Origin of the sequence: Allobosea sp., assembly GCF_036675845.1 — a bacterium.
Lineage (GTDB): Bacteria > Pseudomonadota > Alphaproteobacteria > Rhizobiales > Beijerinckiaceae > Allobosea.
The window spans coordinates 1-16,349 of sequence record NZ_JAKFED010000153.1 but is presented as its reverse complement, the minus strand read 5'-3'; the positions used below and the strand labels follow the sequence as shown (position 1 = coordinate 16,349).

13 protein-coding genes are annotated in these 16,349 nt (G+C 67.8%); 9 read left to right on the top strand and 4 right to left on the bottom strand.

The genetic code is table 11. The features are described from left to right. Window positions 1-248: 248 nt before the first annotated feature. Together prfB and V6M56_RS17175 are read left to right on the top strand one after the other, a co-directional pair. A protein-coding gene (prfB, locus tag V6M56_RS17180) for a peptide chain release factor 2 (protein ID WP_332685377.1) occupies window positions 249-1,377 on the top strand; the annotation gives its coding sequence in 2 pieces (ribosomal slippage) (window positions 249-317 and window positions 319-1,377; 1,128 coding nt in all). Continuing rightward, window positions 1,374-2,480: an SGNH/GDSL hydrolase family protein gene (locus V6M56_RS17175; protein ID WP_332685376.1), complete on the top strand. Its 1,107-nt coding sequence runs from the start codon at window positions 1,374-1,376 to the stop codon at window positions 2,478-2,480. The genes prfB and V6M56_RS17175 overlap by 4 nt, the downstream gene beginning before the upstream one ends. Window positions 2,481-2,670: 190 nt before the next feature. On the opposite strand, the gene V6M56_RS17170 is transcribed toward V6M56_RS17175, so the two are convergent. Further along, complete coding sequence (locus V6M56_RS17170; RefSeq protein ID WP_332685375.1) at window positions 2,671-3,999, bottom strand: M23 family metallopeptidase; 1,329 nt, start codon at window positions 3,997-3,999, stop codon at window positions 2,671-2,673. A 99-nt stretch (window positions 4,000-4,098) separates the two neighbouring features. Continuing rightward, window positions 4,099-4,563, bottom strand: coding sequence for a peroxiredoxin (locus V6M56_RS17165; protein WP_332685374.1), 465 nt, complete (start codon window positions 4,561-4,563; stop codon window positions 4,099-4,101). A 209-nt stretch (window positions 4,564-4,772) separates the two neighbouring features. Here V6M56_RS17165 and V6M56_RS17160 point away from each other — a divergent pair, with 209 nt between their 5' ends. Next, on the top strand, window positions 4,773-8,234 hold the full coding sequence (locus V6M56_RS17160) for a hypothetical protein (RefSeq protein WP_332685373.1): 3,462 nt from the start codon (window positions 4,773-4,775) through the stop codon (window positions 8,232-8,234). A gap of 297 nt (window positions 8,235-8,531) precedes the next feature. On the opposite strand, the gene tyrS is transcribed toward V6M56_RS17160, so the two are convergent. Both tyrS and V6M56_RS17150 read right to left on the bottom strand, forming a co-directional pair. After that, the gene (tyrS, locus tag V6M56_RS17155) at window positions 8,532-9,773 is read right to left on the bottom strand and encodes a tyrosine--tRNA ligase (RefSeq protein ID WP_332685372.1); all 1,242 of its coding nucleotides are present in this window, start codon (window positions 9,771-9,773) and stop codon (window positions 8,532-8,534) included. A gap of 172 nt (window positions 9,774-9,945) precedes the next feature. Beyond that, complete coding sequence (locus tag V6M56_RS17150) at window positions 9,946-10,617, bottom strand: alpha/beta hydrolase (protein ID WP_332685371.1); 672 nt, start codon at window positions 10,615-10,617, stop codon at window positions 9,946-9,948. 291 nt (window positions 10,618-10,908) lie between these two features. On the opposite strand from V6M56_RS17150, the gene V6M56_RS17145 reads away from it, so the two are divergent. From V6M56_RS17145 to V6M56_RS17120, 6 genes are all read left to right on the top strand, one after another. After that, window positions 10,909-12,114 carry a cysteine desulfurase family protein gene (locus V6M56_RS17145; protein WP_332685370.1) on the top strand — a complete coding sequence of 402 codons (1,206 nt, stop codon included), beginning with the start codon at window positions 10,909-10,911 and terminating at the stop codon, window positions 12,112-12,114. 78 nt (window positions 12,115-12,192) lie between these two features. Then, on the top strand, window positions 12,193-13,665 hold the full coding sequence (sufB, locus tag V6M56_RS17140) for a Fe-S cluster assembly protein SufB (RefSeq protein ID WP_332685369.1): 1,473 nt from the start codon (window positions 12,193-12,195) through the stop codon (window positions 13,663-13,665). A gap of 110 nt (window positions 13,666-13,775) precedes the next feature. Next, entirely contained in the window at window positions 13,776-14,528 is a 753-nt protein-coding gene (gene sufC, locus V6M56_RS17135; RefSeq protein ID WP_332685368.1) for a Fe-S cluster assembly ATPase SufC, read from the top strand. Next, window positions 14,528-15,880: a Fe-S cluster assembly protein SufD gene (gene sufD, locus V6M56_RS17130; RefSeq protein WP_332685367.1), complete on the top strand. Its 1,353-nt coding sequence runs from the start codon at window positions 14,528-14,530 to the stop codon at window positions 15,878-15,880. The genes sufC and sufD overlap by 1 nt, the downstream gene beginning before the upstream one ends. Then, window positions 15,880-16,086: a tautomerase family protein gene (locus V6M56_RS17125; RefSeq protein ID WP_332685366.1), complete on the top strand. Its 207-nt coding sequence runs from the start codon at window positions 15,880-15,882 to the stop codon at window positions 16,084-16,086. The genes sufD and V6M56_RS17125 overlap by 1 nt, the downstream gene beginning before the upstream one ends. Window positions 16,087-16,089: 3 nt before the next feature. Next, the coding region (locus V6M56_RS17120; RefSeq protein WP_332685365.1) for an aminotransferase class V-fold PLP-dependent enzyme at window positions 16,090-16,349 on the top strand (260 nt) is incomplete at its 3' end.

The following is a 16,349-nucleotide window of genomic DNA, read 5'->3' as shown; positions in this document are numbered from 1 at the left end:
TCGACACTTGCGAGGCTGATCTCGGGCAGGCCCGAGATCAGTGAGAGGGCAGGGTGAGGTGTAGGCCGTCGGACCAGTTTCGCGAGCGCTGACCGCGCGGCGGGGTTCAGGCCAATGCTCTCCCTCCCGAACGCCTCACCCCTACCCCTCTCCCCAGGAGAGGGGTTCCCGCGCCATTTACACTCGCCCCTTTCACCCCTATTCCAGCGCCTCAACGGGAAGCCTTGAACGGAAGCCGACCACAGACCATGCGCCCAGAAATCCAGACGCAACTCGACAACGCCAAGCAGTCGATCGGACTGCTGAGGAGGCATCTTTGACTGGGATGTCGCGCAAAGACGTCTCGCCGAGCTGAACGCGCTCTCCGAAGGCCCTGATTTCTGGAACGACGCCGAAACCGCGCAGAAGCTGATGCGCGAGCGGACCTCGCTCGAGGACCAGATCAACGGCATCGCCAAGCTGGAGCGCGACCTCGACGACGCGCTGACGCTGATCGAACTCGGCGAGATGGAAGAGGACGAGGCCACCGTTTCCGAGGGCGAGGCGGCGATCAAGGCGGTCGAGGTTGAGGCGGCGCGCCGTCAGGTCGAGACCCTGCTTTCGGGCGAAGCCGACATGCTCGACACCTATGTCGAGATCCATCCCGGCGCGGGCGGTACCGAGAGCCAGGACTGGGCCGAGATGCTGCTGCGCATGTATCGGCGCTGGGGCGAGCGGCGCAAGTTCAAGGTCGACATGCTGGAATACCAGGATGGCGACCAGGCCGGCATCAAATCGGCGACGCTGCAGTTCAAGGGCCACAACGCCTATGGCTGGCTGAAGACCGAGTCGGGCGTGCACCGGCTGGTGCGGATCTCGCCGTTTGATTCCAATGCAAGGCGGCAAACCTCGTTTGCATCGGTCTGGGTCTATCCGGTCGTCGACGACCGCATCGTCATCGACGTCAAGGAATCCGATTGCCGGATCGACACCTACCGGGCTCAGGGCGCCGGCGGCCAGCACATCAACACCACCGATTCGGCGGTGCGCATCACGCATATCCCGACCGGCATCGTGGCCGCCTGCCAGCAGGAGCGCTCGCAGCACAAGAACCGGGCCAAGGCCTGGGACATGCTGCGCGCCCGGCTCTACGAGGCCGAGCTGAAGAAGCGGGAAGAGAAGGCCAATGCCGAGCAGGCCTCCAAGACCGATATCGGCTGGGGCCACCAGATCCGCTCCTATGTGCTGCAGCCCTACCAGTTGGTGAAGGACCTGCGCACCGGCGTCAGCTCGACCGCACCGTCCGACGTGCTCGACGGCGATCTCGACCCGTTCATGGAAGCCTCGCTGGCGCAGCGCGTCTATGGCACCGAGGTCGAAGTCGAGGACATCGATTGAGCGGGAAGAAGCGCTTCCGCGGCCGCGAGATTCTTGTCAATCTCGCGGTCTCTGCCGGCAGCGTCCTGTTCTTCCTGCTGTTTTGCGAGCTCGTGCTGTTCCGGTTCGTGCTGCCGGGCAGCGACGTGCCGCGCAACGCCTTCACCAACGGCGTGGTGCGCTACCAGCCGGGCCAGAGCGGCATCTGGCGCGTGCGCGACGAGATCGCCGCGCCGTTCGATATCAACGCGGAGGGCTGGAACTCGCCCTTGCCGGACTATCCGATCGAGCGTCGGCCCGGCGTCGCCCGCATCGCCTTCGTCGGCGACAGCTATGTCGAGGCGCTGCAGGTGCCGTTCGACAGGAGCTTCGCCGAAAAGGCGATTGCGGCCCTGGGGCCGGCGGGCACGGTCGAGGGCTACCGCTTCGGCATCGCCGGCGCGCCGCTGAGCCAATACCTGCAAATGGTCGAGCGCGAGGTCGAGGCCAGGCGGCCCGATCGCATCGTCGTGCTGCTGGTCCATAATGATTTCGACGAGAGCTTCGTGTTCAAGCCCGGGCGCTATACGTCGAGCTTCCTGAAGCTGCGGATCGAGGACGGGCGCGTCGCTGGCGAGGTCGCGCCGGAGCCTTGGAAACCGGGGCTGTTCGAGAGCCTGCGCCAGAGCGCGACGGCGCGTTTCCTGCTCTATCGCTGGCAGCTGCGCCCGCAGGCGCTGATCGATGCGATCCTCGGACCGGCACAAGCGGCAGGCGAGGGCGGCTACGCCGCCAATATCGACGTTGCCGGCGTGCTGGCGCGAGAGGCCGATATCCGGGTCGCCACGGATTACCTGTTCGGCCGGCTGAAGGCGCGGGCGGAGGCGATCGGCGCCCGGCTCCAGCTCGTCATGGATGGCGAGCGCGAGGCGATCTATGCCGGCCGCGACAGCAAGGCCCTGCGCCTCAACCGGATCGCCGCCGAGATGGCGGGCCGGCACGGCATCCCGTTCCTCGACCTGCATCCGATCTTCGCCGCGGATTGGGCGAGGAACCACAAGCGCTTCGAATATCGCGCCGACGCCCATTGGAACGAATACGGCCATGCCGTGGCCGGCGCCGCGATCGCGGACGTGCTGCGCTGAGGGCGGGCGGGGCTCCGACTGAAGTCTTGATCGGATCAGTCTTCCGGACGTGAACATTCGCGCGGTTGGGTTTGCTCGAGGCTCGATCCGTCATTGCGAGCAAAGCGAAGCAAACCAGGAGCGGCAGAGCGAGACGTCTGGATTGTTTCGCTTCGCTCGCAAATGACGGCGGTGGGCGGAGGGCGCCGTTTCAGAGCTGCCCGGCGAGCTTGTCGCCGGCGCGCAGGAAGCGGATGGGGTCCATGGCGTCGCCCTCGATCCGGGTCTCGTAGTGGAGATGCGGGCCGGTCGAACGGCCGGTCGAGCCGACCCGGCCGACCAGGGTGCCGGAACTGACGTTCTGGCCGACCGAGACCAGGATCGCCGACATATGGGCATAGCGGGTGCTGAGGCCGCCGGCGTGCTCGACCTCGACCATGTTGCCATAGCCGCCGGAGTATTCGGCGGTGACGACCTTGCCGGGCGCGGTGGCGCGGATCGGCGTGCCGGGCTCGGCGCGCAGGTCCATGCCGGTGTGCATGGCGGGGCCGCGCGTGAACGGGTCGACGCGGTAGCCGAAATTCGAGCTCATATCGATCTCGCCCGGGATCGGACGGCGCAGCGGCAACTGCCCGACCAGCTCGCGCAGACGGGACACCGCGGCGATGCGCGGCTGCAGGCTGTGCAGCGTCGCCTCGAACGGGCCGGCGGCAGGGTCGACCTTGATCGGGACGAAGGGGCCGCCGACGCTCTTGGCGATCGTCGCGCTTGCGGCCAGGCGCTCGGTGTTCAGCCCGGTTTCGGACAGTGCCGAGCGCAGCGACTTCTGGGTTTCGCCGAGGCTGCGGTCGATATTGCGCAGCGTGCCGAGCTGGGCCGAGCCGGACTTGTCGATGGCCTGGTCGAGCTGCTTCAACGCTTCGGCGACACGCTGGGCCGGCGATACCGGCTCCGCGGCCTCGCCCGATTGCCAGGGCGCGGTGCTGCGCTCCTCGGCGCCGCGCAGGGCCGGCATGTCGGGCGCCGGCATCGGCCTGGATGGGCCGAGCGGGGCAAAGCTGCTGAGGCCCGAGGCTCGGATCGTCGCTTCGGGCTTGATCAGGCGCGGGCCGGGCGAAGCCTTGGCGGCCTGCGTGATGCCGATGCCGCTCGCCTTCAGGGTCTCGGTGACGGCGCTGACCAGCGCCTGCTTCGATTCGAGCTCGGCCTGGCGCATGGCGATCTCGCCGACGCGGGCCTCGACGCCGTCCTGGTCGAGCAAGGCCCGGCTGGCAAGCCGGTCGATATCGGCGCGCAGGGCGGCGATGCGGTCCTCATAGGCATATTGCCGGGAGGTCTCGCGGTTGATCAGCCGGGCGGCGAGATCGTCCTTGCGCAGGATGTACCAGGTCGTCGCGCCGCTCCAGGCCGTGGTCAGACCGAGCAAAGTCAGGCCGAGCAGCGCTGTCGAGCGGCGGATGGCGAAGCTGCGGCGGGCGAGGATGCCGGTCACGGCCAGTGCCGGCGCGCGCGGCTGATCCGCGAGATCGGGAAGTGTCATACGCAATACCGACTGTGACGCTGCGATGATCCGATTAGACCGCGTTAGGGTTAATCAATCGCAAATCGTGCCGCCGGAATACCTGCTCGCGCCGATAATTCAGAGGCTTTCGGCGGCGAGGAGCACCTCTTCGGCATGGCCCTTCACCTTCACCTTGCGCCAGATCCGCGCGATCCTGCCTTCAGGGTCGATCAGGAAGGTGGTGCGCTCGACGCCCATATAGCTGCGGCCATACATGCTCTTCTCGACCCAGAGGCCATAGGCTTCGATCATCTCGCGCTTCTCGTCGGCGAGCAGGTCGATCGCGAGGTCGTATTTCTGCTTGAAGCGGTCGTGCCTGGCGATCGAATCGGGCGAGACGCCGATGATCCGGGTTCCGGCGGCGGCGAAAGCCTTGCGCAGGCCGTTGAAGGCGGTGGCCTCGGCGGTGCAGCTCTGGGTGTCGTCCTTGGGATAGGCGTAGAGCGCGACCTTCCGGCCCCTGAGCGCCGACAGCGTCAGGGTGCCGCCGCCATCCTTGGGCAAGGTGAAATCCGGGGCGAGGTTGCCTTCGTTCAGGGCCATGTCTGCCTTCCTTTGGTCGAGATCGCGCCGCATGGGCTGGCGAGCCATAGGGCGCCGAGCTGGCTTAGGCCAGAGTGCAGGAACATGCGGCCCGAGAATCGGTTACCCTGGCGCGAGCTGTACCAGTCGGGCGGCCGCGCGCATTGTGCCGGAAGGGCGCTGGGCCGGATTTCCGGTCTTCCGTCCGCAAGACAAAAAGCGAAGCCTTCTTGACCGAGGACAACAGCAACAGCCCGGCGCCCGCACTCGCGGCGCCCGCTCCGGCGCAAGCGGAGGCCTGCGAGACCGCCGCGGTGGCGAAGCGCGCCTGGCGGGGTGTCGTCACCATCGGCGTCGCCGTCCTCGTCGCCATGATCACGCTGAGCTTCGCGGGCGTCGCCCTCCTGGTCAGCGGTTTCATCCCGCTTGCCGGTCTGGAGGGCCGGATCTCCTCCGCGATCGAGGAAAGGCTGGGGCCGAACTGGCAGGTCGAGGCGGAACAGGCCGAGCTCTACCGCGTCGATGGTCGCTCGCGCCTGCGGGTCCGGGACGTCTCGTTCCGCCATTCCGGGGGCGCCTCCTTCCGGGCGCCGGAAGCGGTGCTGGGCTATGACGCGTTCGCGCTGCTGCGCGGCGAGATCAAGCTCGTCTCGCTCGATCTGCGCGGCGTCAATATCCGCCTCGGCGTCAGGCAGGACGGCGCGCTGCTGCTGGAGCAGGGCACCCAGGCGGTGCCGCTGCCCAACACCCCTGTGATCGGCGACCCGGCCGACTGGAACGCCTTCACCGGCGTGATGAACGCGATCGGTGCGCTGGCCGAGGGCGACGGCCTGCTCGGCTCGCTCGAGCAAGCCGGCATGGGCGGCGCGCGCGTCACCCTGATCGACCCGTCGGGGCGCCAGAAGGCGGGGATGGAGGATGTCGAGATCAGGCTGGAGCGACTCGGCGGCGGGCTGGCGCGGCTGGTGGCGCGGGGGCGGTCGGGCTCGCGCTGGAAGGACCTGACCATCGATCTGTCGAGCAGCCCGGACGGCACGCGCAGCGCCAGCATCGACATCCACCGCTTCGAGCCGGCGGAGGCGGTGGCGCTGGCCTTCGGCAACACGACCGTCGCGCTGGATGGGCTCGCGCTCAGCGGCAAGATCTCGCTGACCCAGACGCCCGATGGCGCCCGCAGGATCGCCGCCGGCCTGAACGTCGCGCCGGGCGTGATCAACCTGCACAGCGCCGGGCTCGAACCTGTCGAGGTCCAGGGCGCGCGGCTCGATTTCGACAGCGATGACGGGCTCAAGACGGTGCGGATCGCCGCCGCCGAACTGCAGGCGGGTGCGACGAAGCTCCTGGGGCGCGGGCAGGCGCGCGAGGAAGGCGGGGTCTGGAAGGTTTCCTTCGAGGGCGCAGGGCAGATCGCCGGCGTCGGCAAGGATGCGCCCGTCATCGTCGACAAGCTGCGCTCGTCCTTCGAGGTCGAGCCGGCGGCCGGCGAAGTCCGGATCGAGCAGCTCGTGGTCAAGGGGCCGCTGATCGATGCCGAGGGCTCCGGCCTGGCGCGCCGCGTCGGCGAGAGCAATGCGCAGCAGTTCAAGATCAGGGCGGTCGATTCCGACATGCGCGCGGCGCTGGCGGTCTGGCCGGCGGTGACGTCGCCGGATCTGCATTCCACCCTGGCGAGGCAGGTCCTCGGCGGACGGATCGAGGAGATCACCGTCGACCTTTCGGTCTCGCCGGAGGCGCGTGCCCGGCTGGTGAGCGGCCAGGGCATGGACGACGACGCCGTCACCGTGGTGCTCAAGAGTTCGCAGGTGCGCTTCCTTGCCGATCCCGGCCTGCCGATGCTCGTCGATGCCAGGGTTGCCGGCACGATAACCGGCCGGACGGTGCAGCTCAGCATCCCGCAGGCGACGGCCGAGCTCGGCGATGGCAGGAAGCTCACCCTGGACGAAGGCAGCTTCTCGATGCTCGACAGCTGGGGCGACCGGGCGCCGGCCCGGATCGGCTTCCGCTCGACCGGCTCGATGGAGGCGCTCGCCGCCTTGTTCCGCTTTCCGGCGCTGCGGGAATTCTCGCCGCTGCAGATCGACCCGGCCTCGATCCGCGGCACGAGCGAGCTGAAGAACGTGATCACGCTGCCGCTGGTCGACGATCTGCGCTTCGCCGATGTGGCGATCCAGAGCAGCGGCACTCTGACGGGGGTCGCCTCCGACACGCTGCTGGGCAATGAGAAGCTGGACGGCGCCAACCTCGCCTTGACCTATGATCGCGGCCAGCTCGTGATCCGGGGCGAGGGGCGCGTCGGCGGCGATCGCGGGCCGATCGAGCTGCGCCAGAATGCCAAGGGCCAGGGCGAGGCGACGGTGTCGCTGACCCTCGACAACGCCGCCCGGCAGCGCCGCGGCATCGGCCCCGAGGCCGGCATCACCGGAACGCTCCAGGTCAAGGTCATCAAGACGCTCGGCAAGACGCCGGAAGCGCCGCCGCGCGTCGAGGTCGACCTGACGCGCGCCGCCATCGACAGCTCGATCCCGGGGCTGAGCAAGCCGGCCGGCCGGGCAGGCCGGGCGATCTTCACCTATGTCGCGGAGGCCGACGGGCCGGATCTGGAGGACCTGACGATCGACAGTGCCCCGATCCTGGTGAAGGGCCGGGTTTCGCTGAACAAGCAGAACGCCTTCGAGAGCGCCAGCCTGTCGCAGCTCAAGCTCTCGCCCGGCGACAACCTGAGCAAGGTCGAGATCACGCGCGACGGCGCGCTGACCAGGCTCTCGGTGCGCGGCGCCGTGCTCGATGCCCGGCCCTTCATCCGCGATATCCTGAACGCGCCGGCGGCGCCCGCCCGCGGCGCCCGAGGCGCGCCTGCGGCCGGTCCCGACTACGATCTCGACCTCGAAGTGCCGATCCTGACCGGCTTCAACAACGAGGCGCTCGGCAACTCGCAGCTCAAGCTGTCGCGGCGCGGCGGTGCGATCCGTTCGATGAGCTTTACCGGCAGGATCGGGCGCGCCGATCTCTCGATCAAGCAGCAGCGGCAGGGCGAGGGCGCCGGACCGATGGTGCTGCAATCGGAGAATGGCGGCGCGACGCTGCGCTTCTTCGATCTCTACCGCCGTGCCCATGGCGGCGACCTCGTCCTCCAGCTCGGCAGCGGCGATGTCCGCCAGACCGGCGAGCTCCTCTTGCGGAATTTCACCGTGCGCGACGAGCCGGCGCTGCGCCGCGTCGTCGGGGCGCAAACGGCGCCCAACGCGCTCGACCGGACCGGCGCGCCGGCGCCGCGGATCAACGTCAGCGAGGTCGCCTTCACCAAGCTGCGGGCCGAGTTCGTCCGCAGCGCCAGCCGGATCGATATCAACGAAGCCGTGATCTGGGGCCAGCAGGTCGGTTTCACCGTGCAGGGCAGCATCGACTATGGCCGCGACCGCGTCGATATCGGCGGGACCTTCGTGCCCGGCTATGCGCTCAACAACGCTTTCGCGCAGGTGCCGGTCGTCGGGATGATCCTCGGCGGCGGCCAGTATGGCGGGCTTTTCGCGGTGAATTTCCGCCTCTCCGGCTCGGCGGCGGCGCCGACCATGACGGTCAACCCGCTTTCGGCGATCGCGCCGGGAATCCTGCGCCGCTTCGTCGATCCGCTCGGCGGCGGGCCGCTGGAACAGCGCCCGCAAGGGATTGTCCCCGGCACCCCCGAGCGCTGAGGGCACCGAAACGAGTTTCGCCGAAGGCGCGCGGCATCCGCTCTTCTTCGCGGACCACTGCGTCATTCCGGACAAGCCGCGTCAGCGGCGTCGCTCCGGAATCCATCGAAGGGCGTCGAGCTCTACGATGGATTCCGGCGCTCCGCTTCGCTGCGGCCGGAATGACGGGAGGTTTCGAGTGAACACAATATGGCCGATCGGCCAGAGCCGAAAGCGAAATGGCGGCAAGCGGTTGGCTCGGGCCGTTGAGATTTCGATTCCGCCCCGGCCACAACTGCGCCCGGGGCTTGGGATGCCTCAAACCGGCCGCAGCAGGATGTGCTTCTTCTTGCCGAAGGAGAGCTTGATCGTGCCCTCCGACAGGTCCGAGGCACCGAGGCTTGCGCGCTCGTCGGTCACGAGCTGGTCGTTGACGCGCAGACCGCCGGCCTTGATCTGGCGCCGGGCCTCGCCGGTCGAAGGCACGAGCCCGGCGCTGACGAAGGCGCTGAGCACGCCGAGGCCGGCCTCGAACTGGGCCTTCGGCATTTCGACGCTCGGCAGGTCCTGCGCGGTCGCGCCTTCCTCGAAGGTCTTGCGCGCGGTCTCGGCCGCAGCCTCGGCCGCCGGCCGGCCGTGCAGCAGCGCCGTGACCTCGGTCGCCAGCACCTTCTTGGCCTCATTGATCTCGGCGCCGCCAAGGGCGGCGAGGCGGGCGATCTCGGCCATGGGCAGCTTGGTGAACAGCTTGAGGAAGCGGCCGACATCGGCATCCTCGGTATTGCGCCAATACTGCCAGAACTCGAAGACCGGCAGCAGCTTGGCGTCGAGCCAGACGGCGCCGGAGGCGGTCTTGCCCATCTTGTTGCCCGAGGCAGTGGTCAGCAGCGGCGAGGTCAGCGCATAGAGCTGCACATCGGACATGCGATGGCCGAGATCGATGCCGTTGACGATGTTGCCCCACTGGTCGGAGCCGCCCATCTGCAGGATGCAGCCGGTGCGCTTGTTGAGCTCGACGAAGTCGTAGGCCTGCAGGATCATGTAGTTGAATTCGAGGAAGGATAGCGACTGCTCGCGGTCGAGCCGCGTCTTGACGCTGTCGAAGGACAGCATCCGGTTGACCGAGAAATGCCGGCCGACATCGCGCAGGAATTCGAGATAGTTCAGCCCGAGCAGCCAGTCGGCATTGTTCAGCATCGTCGCCGGGCCGGAGAAGTCGAGATAGTTCGAGAACACCGAGCGGATGCCGGCAAGGTTCTGCTCGATCGTCTCCTGGGTCAGCAGCTTGCGCGCCTCGTCCTTGAAGGAAGGGTCGCCGACCATGGTGGTGCCGCCGCCCATCAGCGCGATCGGCTTGTGGCCGGTCTCCTGCATCCAGTGCAGCATCATGATCTGCATCAGATGGCCGACATGCAGGCTCGTCGCCGTCGCGTCATAGCCGATATAGGCCGAGATCGGTCCCTTGGCCGCCTGAGCGTCCAGCCCCTCCGGATCGGAGATCTGGTGGATGAAGCCGCGCTCGTCGAGCACGCGCAGGAAATCGGATTTGAAGGCGGTCATGGTGGGACTCGATTCTTAGGTGAGGCGCCCCCGGGCAAGGGGCGCCGTCATTCCAGCCGTAGCGGAGCGGAGCGCTTAGAATCCATCGTAGAGTGCCGGAGGCCTCCGATGGATCCCGGATCGGCGCGGCCTTCGGCCGCTTGTCCGGGATGACGCTCCGCCTGCTCTGGGCTCAGGCCTGTTCCTGCTCGCTCTTGAGGATTTCCGGACCGACCTTGCGGTCGAGATAGACGCCGACCTGCTCCATCAACTGGTCGACGCGGCCGTCGAAGAAGTGGTTGGCGCCCTCGACCACGACGTGCTCGATCTGGATGCCCTTCTGGGTCTTCACCTTCTCGATCACCGCCATCACCTCCTTGACCGGCGCGACGCGGTCCTCGGAGCCATGCACGAACAGGCCGGAGGAGGGGCAGGGCGCGAGGAACGAGAAGTCGTAGCGGTTCGCCATCGCCGCGATCGAGAGGAAGCCCTCGATCTCCGGCCGGCGCATCAGGAGCTGCATGCCGATCCAGGCGCCGAAGGAGACGCCGGTGATCCAGCAGCTCTTGGCCTCCGGGTTCAGCGCCTGCATCCAGTCGAGCGCGGCGGCGGCATCCGAGAGCTCGCCGGCGCCATGGTCGAAATGACCCTGGCTGCGGCCGACGCCGCGGAAGTTGAAGCGCAGCGCCGAGAAGCCGCGGTTCACGAAGGTGTAGAACAGGTTGTAGACGATCTGGTTGTTCATCGTCCCGCCGAATTGCGGGTGCGGATGCAGGATGATGGCGAGCGGCGCACCGCGCTTCTTGGCGGGCTGGTAGCGGCCCTCGATCCGGCCGGCCGGTCCGTTGAAAATCACCTCGGGCATCGTGTCTCGCCTTTTGCTGGGCAGGGCTCCCGGGCGGTCGCGCAAAAGCGGCAGGAATGCCACCGATGCGCGCGCTCACCCTTGACGGCCCCGCCGCTCGCGCCCTACATCAGGCGCTTAGAATGGTTCTAACAGCCGTGAACAAGACGGGAACATGCAGGCGGATGACCGCTTGCCGCTCCAGTCGCCGCGGCTCGGACGGGCGGCTATAGCACGGCGCAGGGGTGCAGTTTCAAGCATTTCGTGCCGCGCTCGGGGCAAGGCCCGCCAGGACATGGAGCAATAGCGCAGGTGAACACGACCGACCGCAGCTATCTCGACCACAACGCCACGACGCCGGTCCGCCCGGCGGTGGCGGAGGCGATGCTGCGGGCCCTGCAGATGCCGGGCAATCCGTCCTCCGTGCATGGCGAGGGGCGGGCGGCGCGAGCCGCCGTCGAGGCGGCGCGCGAGCAGGTCGCGGCGCTGTGCGGCGCGAAGGCGGCGAATGTCGTCTTCACCAGCGGCGGCACCGAGGCGAATGCGACGATCCTCTCGCCGGGCCTGAGCGATTGCAGCGGCGGGCGCGACTGCGTGCGCGCACCGGTGACGCTGCTGCTCCATGGCGCCAGCGAGCACCCTTGCGTGCGCGACGGCCATCGCTTTGCGGCCGATGCGGCGGAAGAAATCCCCGTCGATGGCGAAGGGCTCGCCGATCTTTGCTGGCTGGAGGCGCGGCTTGCCCGCCATGCCAGCGAGCGGCCGGGCGAACGGGCACTGGTCTCGCTGCACCTCGCCAACAACGAGACCGGCGTGATCCAGCCGATCGCCGAGGCTGTGGCGATCGCCCGGCGCCATGGTGCGCTGATGCACAGCGACGCCGTCCAGGCCGCGGGCAAGATCGCCATCGATATCAATGCGCTCGGCGTCGATGTTCTGACGCTGTCGGCGCATAAGCTCGGCGGCCCCAAGGGCGTCGGGGCCATCGTCTTTCGCACCGGGGCGCTCGAACTCACTGAGAAGCCGATGCGCGGCGGCGGGCAGGAGCGCGGCTGGCGCGCCGGCACCGAGAACGTGCCGGGCATCGTCGGCTTCGGCGTTGCCGCCGCCGAGGCGGGCGCCGCGCTCGCCGGCGAGGCCGTCCGGCTTGCCTCCCTGCGCGCCGCGCTGGAAGCAGGCCTTGCGGCGCTGGTGCCGGACACGGTCGTGTTCGGCGGCAAGGCGCCGCGTCTGCCCAATACCAGCGCCTTCGCGACGCCCGGCATCAAGGCCGAGACGGCTTTGATCATGCTCGATCTTGCCGGCATGGCCTTGTCCTCGGGCTCGGCCTGTTCCTCGGGCAAGGTCAAGCGCTCGCATGTGCTCGCCGCCATGGGCGTCGACCCCGCCATGAGCGCGGGGGCCTTGCGCGCCTCGCTCGGATGGACCACCTCCGGGGCGGATATCGAGCGATTTCTGGCGGCCTATGCGAAGGCGGTGGCCGCAAACCCGAACCGGCAGGTGCAGGCGGCGGCCTGAGCCCCTTCCGGCAGGATGAAGACCGAACAAGACGAAGACCAGACCGGCGGGCCTTGAACCCGCGACAGGAGAGTAGATATGGCAGCGGTTCAGGAGACCATCGATCAGGTCAAGTCGATCGATGTGACCGAGTACAAGTACGGCTTCGTCACGGAGCTCGAAGTCGACAAGCCGGCCAAGGGGCTGACCGAGGACACGGTCCGCTACATCTCGGCCCGCAAGAACGAGCCGGAATGGATGCTGGAATGGCGGCTCGACGCCTTCCGGCGCTGGAAGACCATGACCGAGCCGGCCTGGTCGCGCGTGCAGTACCCGCCGATCGACTACCAGGACATCTACTACTACGCCGCGCCGAAGACCGGCGCGCAGCCGAAATCGCTCGACGAGGTCGATCCGGCGATCCTGGAGACCTACAAGAAGCTCGGCATCCCGCTGCGCGAGCAGGAGGTCCTGGCCGGCGTCGCGCCGGAGAACCGGGTCGCGGTCGATGCCGTGTTCGATTCGGTTTCGGTCGTCACCACCTTCAAGAAGGAGCTGGCCGAGGCCGGCGTGATCTTCTGCTCGATCTCCGAGGCGATCCAGGAGCATCCGGAGCTGGTGAAGAAGTACCTCGCCACCGTGGTGCCGGTGACCGACAACTATTTCGCGACGCTGAACTGCGCCGTCTTCACCGACGGCTCCTTCGTCTACATCCCCAAGGGCGTGCGCTGCCCGATGGAGCTGTCGACCTATTTCCGCATCAACGAGCAGAATACCGGCCAGTTCGAGCGGACGCTGATCATCGCCGAGGAAGGCTCCTATGTCAGCTATCTCGAAGGCTGCACGGCGCCCAAGCGCGACGAGAACCAGCTCCATGCGGCGGTGGTGGAGCTGATCGCGCTCGACGATGCCGAGATCAAGTACTCGACGGTGCAGAACTGGTTCCCCGGCGATGCCGAGGGCAAGGGCGGCATCTACAACTTCGTCACCAAGCGCGGCGATTGCCGCGGCAAGCGCTCGAAGATCTCGTGGACGCAGGTCGAGACCGGCTCGGCGATCACCTGGAAGTACCCCTCCTGCATCCTGCGCGGCGACGGCTCGCGCGGCGAGTTCTACTCGATCGCGGTGTCGAACGGGGCGCAGCAGGTCGATAGCGGCACCAAGATGCTGCATCTCGGCAAGAACACCACCTCGAAGATCATCGCCAAGGGCATCGCGGCCGGAAAGTCGGACTCGACCTATCGCGGCATGGTCTCGGCCCACCGCAAGGCGACGAACGCGCGCAACTTCACCAATTGCGACTCGCTGCTGATCGGCGACCAGTGCGGCGCGCATACGATCCCCTATATCGAGGCCAAGACCGCGTCCGCGATCTTCGAGCATGAGGCGACGACCTCGAAGATCGGCGAGGACCAGATGTTCTACTGCCTGCAGCGCGGGCTCTCCGAGGAGGAGGCGGTGGCGCTGATCGTCAACGGCTTCGTCAAGGAGGTGCTGCAGCAGCTCCCGATGGAGTTCGCCGTCGAGGCGCAGAAACTGATCACCATCTCCCTTGAAGGCTCCGTGGGCTGACGCCCGATCGTTTCCGAGATGCCCGGGTCGAGCCCGGGCATGACGCCAGAACCGGGTGCGTCATGGTCGGGCCTGACCCGATCATCTCCAGCAGAATGGAACTCTGAAACATGCTCGAAATTCGCAACCTGACCGTCAAGATCGCCGACGAGGACACCCAGATCCTCAACGGGTTGAGCCTCACCGTGAACGCCGGCGAGGTCGCCGCGATCATGGGGCCGAACGGCTCCGGCAAGTCGACGCTGTCCTATGTCATCGCCGGCAAGGAGGATTATGAGGTCCTCGACGGCGAGATCCTGCTCGATGGCGAGAACCTGCTGGAGATGGAGGCCGATGCCCGCGCCGCCGCCGGCATCTTCCTCGCCTTCCAGTATCCGCTGGAAATTCCGGGCGTCGCCACCATGACCTTCCTGAAGGCGGCGATGAACGCGCAGCGCAAGGCACGCGGCGAGGCCGAGCTGCTGACCCCGGAATTCATCAAGCGCGTCAACGCGGCGGCCGACAGCCTCGGCATCGCCCGCGACATGCTGCGCCGGCCGCTCAATGTCGGCTTCTCGGGCGGCGAGAAGAAGCGCATGGAGATCCTGCAGATGGCGCTGCTTTCGCCGTCCATGTGCATCCTCGACGAGACCGATTCCGGCCTCGACATCGACGCGCTGCGCATCGTCGCGGACGGCGTCAATGCGCTGCGCGCCAAGAACCGCGGCTTCCTGGTCATCACCCATTATCAGCGCCTGCTCGACCATATCGTGCCCGACACGGTGCACGTGATGTCGAAGGGGCGGATCGTGAAGAGTGGCGGCAAGGAGCTGGCGCTCGAACTCGAGAAGAACGGCTACGCTGCTTATTCCGAGGCCGCGTAATGGCGATCATCACCCCGCTCAAGACCGTAGCCGAGCAGCAGCTCGCCCAGCAGTTCGCCAATGCGAAGGCCGAGCTGCCGGGCGCCGGCGCGATGCGCAAGCTGCGCGAGGATGCCTTCGCCGGCTTCGAGGCCAAGGGCCTGCCGCATCGCCGGCTCGAATCCTGGCGCTATACCGATCTGCGCTCGCTGCTGCGCGAGGCGATGCCGCTGGCGCCGCGCCGCGCCGTCCGGCCGCATGCCGTCGCCGACCGGCTGGCCCTGCAGACCATCGGCGGCACGCGGTTCGTGCTGATCGACGGCGTCTTCAGCCCGGCCGATTCCGACCAGGCCGGCCTGCCCGCCGGGGTCGGCGCGCGCAGCCTCGCCGAGGCGCTGACCGACGCAGCCGACGAGATGGCGGCGGCCTTCGTGGCGCCCGAGATCGCGCGTGACGACAGCGCGCTGATGCTCAACGCCGCTTTCGCCGGGGACGGCGTCGTGCTCGAGATCGCGCCGGGAACCGAGCTCCAGCAGCCGATCGTGCTGCTCTCGCTGGCTACCGGCCAAAGCGAGGCGGCGATCGTCTCGCGCTCGCTGGTGAAGGTCGGCGCGGGGGCGAAGGTCACCGTGGTCGAGCTGCACGAGAGCGTCGGGCCGGCGCCGGCGCAGATCAACCACGCCATCGCCTTCGACATCGCCGACGGCGCCGAGGTCGAGCATGTCCGCATGGTCACCCGGCAGCGGCCGGAGACGGTGCAGGTCCAGTCGCTGCTCGCCGAGATCGGGGCCCATGCCAGCTTCGCCTCCTTCGCGCTGGCGGCCAATTGCGGCGTGCTGCGCCAGCAGAGCTTCCTGCGCTATGCCGGCGAGCACAGCCGGGCGGCGCTGCGCGGCATCAACCTGCTGCGCAAGCAGGAACATTGTGACGTGACGCTGGTGATGGACCATGCCGCCGCGCATGGCGAGAGCCGCGAGCTGTTCAAGAACATCATCGAGGGCGAGGGCACCGGCGTCTTCCAGGGCAAGGTCATCGTCCGCCCGCATTCGCAGAAGACCGATGGCAGCATGAAGAGCAACGCGCTGCTGCTGAACGACGGCGCGACCATGTTCAACAAGCCGGAGCTCGAGATCTTCGCCGACGATGTCGTCTGCGGCCATGGCGCGACGGTCGCGCAGATGGACGCCGAGCAGCTCTTCTACCTGATGGCGCGCGGCCTGCCGCGGCCGCAGGCCGAGGCGCTGGTGCTCGCCGCCTTCGCGGGCGAGGTCGCCGAGTTCGTCACCGACGAGGCGGTGCGCGAGATCGCGATGCGCGAGGTCGAGGCCTGGCTGGCGCAGCGCGAAGCCGCACCGAAGGGGGAGGCAGCCTGATGCCCTATGTCAATCTGCAGATCACCAAGGGCGCGAGCCATGCCCAGAAGGCCGAGATCGTCAGGGAGTTCACCCAGACCCTGGTGCGCGTGCTCGGCAAGAACCCGCAGAACACCCATATCGTGATCCAGGAGATCGAGCGCGAGGATTGGGGGCATGCCGGCATCCTCGTCGCCGACCGGCCGGTCGAGCCTGGAAAGGGCTGAGGCATGAACGCGATCGCGAAGCCCTACGACGTCGAGGCGATCCGCAAGGATTTCGCGATCCTGTCGCGCGAGGTCTACGGCAAGCCGCTGGTCTATCTCGACAACGCCGCCTCGGCGCAGAAGCCGGAAGCCGTTATCGAGGCGATGAGCCGGCTGATGCGCGAGGACTACGCCAATGTCCATCGCGGCCTGCACTACCTCGCCAACGCCTCGACCGAGGCCTATGAGGCGGCGCGCGAAAGCGCCCGGCGCTTCCTCAACGC

Bases quoted from the DNA above. Each gene is read 5' to 3' on its own strand.
- V6M56_RS17170 (WP_332685375.1), bottom strand. From the start codon at position 3,999: ATGACACTTCCCGATCTCGCGGATCAGCCGCGCGCGCCGGCACTGGCC.
- V6M56_RS17165 (WP_332685374.1), bottom strand. From the start codon at position 4,563: ATGGCCCTGAACGAAGGCAACCTCGCCCCGGATTTCACCTTGCCCAAG.
- tyrS (WP_332685372.1), bottom strand. From the start codon at position 9,773: ATGACCGCCTTCAAATCCGATTTCCTGCGCGTGCTCGACGAGCGCGGC.
- V6M56_RS17150 (WP_332685371.1), bottom strand. From the start codon at position 10,617: ATGCCCGAGGTGATTTTCAACGGACCGGCCGGCCGGATCGAGGGCCGC.
- sufB (WP_332685369.1), top strand. From the start codon at position 12,193: ATGGCAGCGGTTCAGGAGACCATCGATCAGGTCAAGTCGATCGATGTG.
- sufC (WP_332685368.1), top strand. From the start codon at position 13,776: ATGCTCGAAATTCGCAACCTGACCGTCAAGATCGCCGACGAGGACACC.
- sufD (WP_332685367.1), top strand. From the start codon at position 14,528: ATGGCGATCATCACCCCGCTCAAGACCGTAGCCGAGCAGCAGCTCGCC.
- V6M56_RS17125 (WP_332685366.1), top strand. From the start codon at position 15,880: ATGCCCTATGTCAATCTGCAGATCACCAAGGGCGCGAGCCATGCCCAG.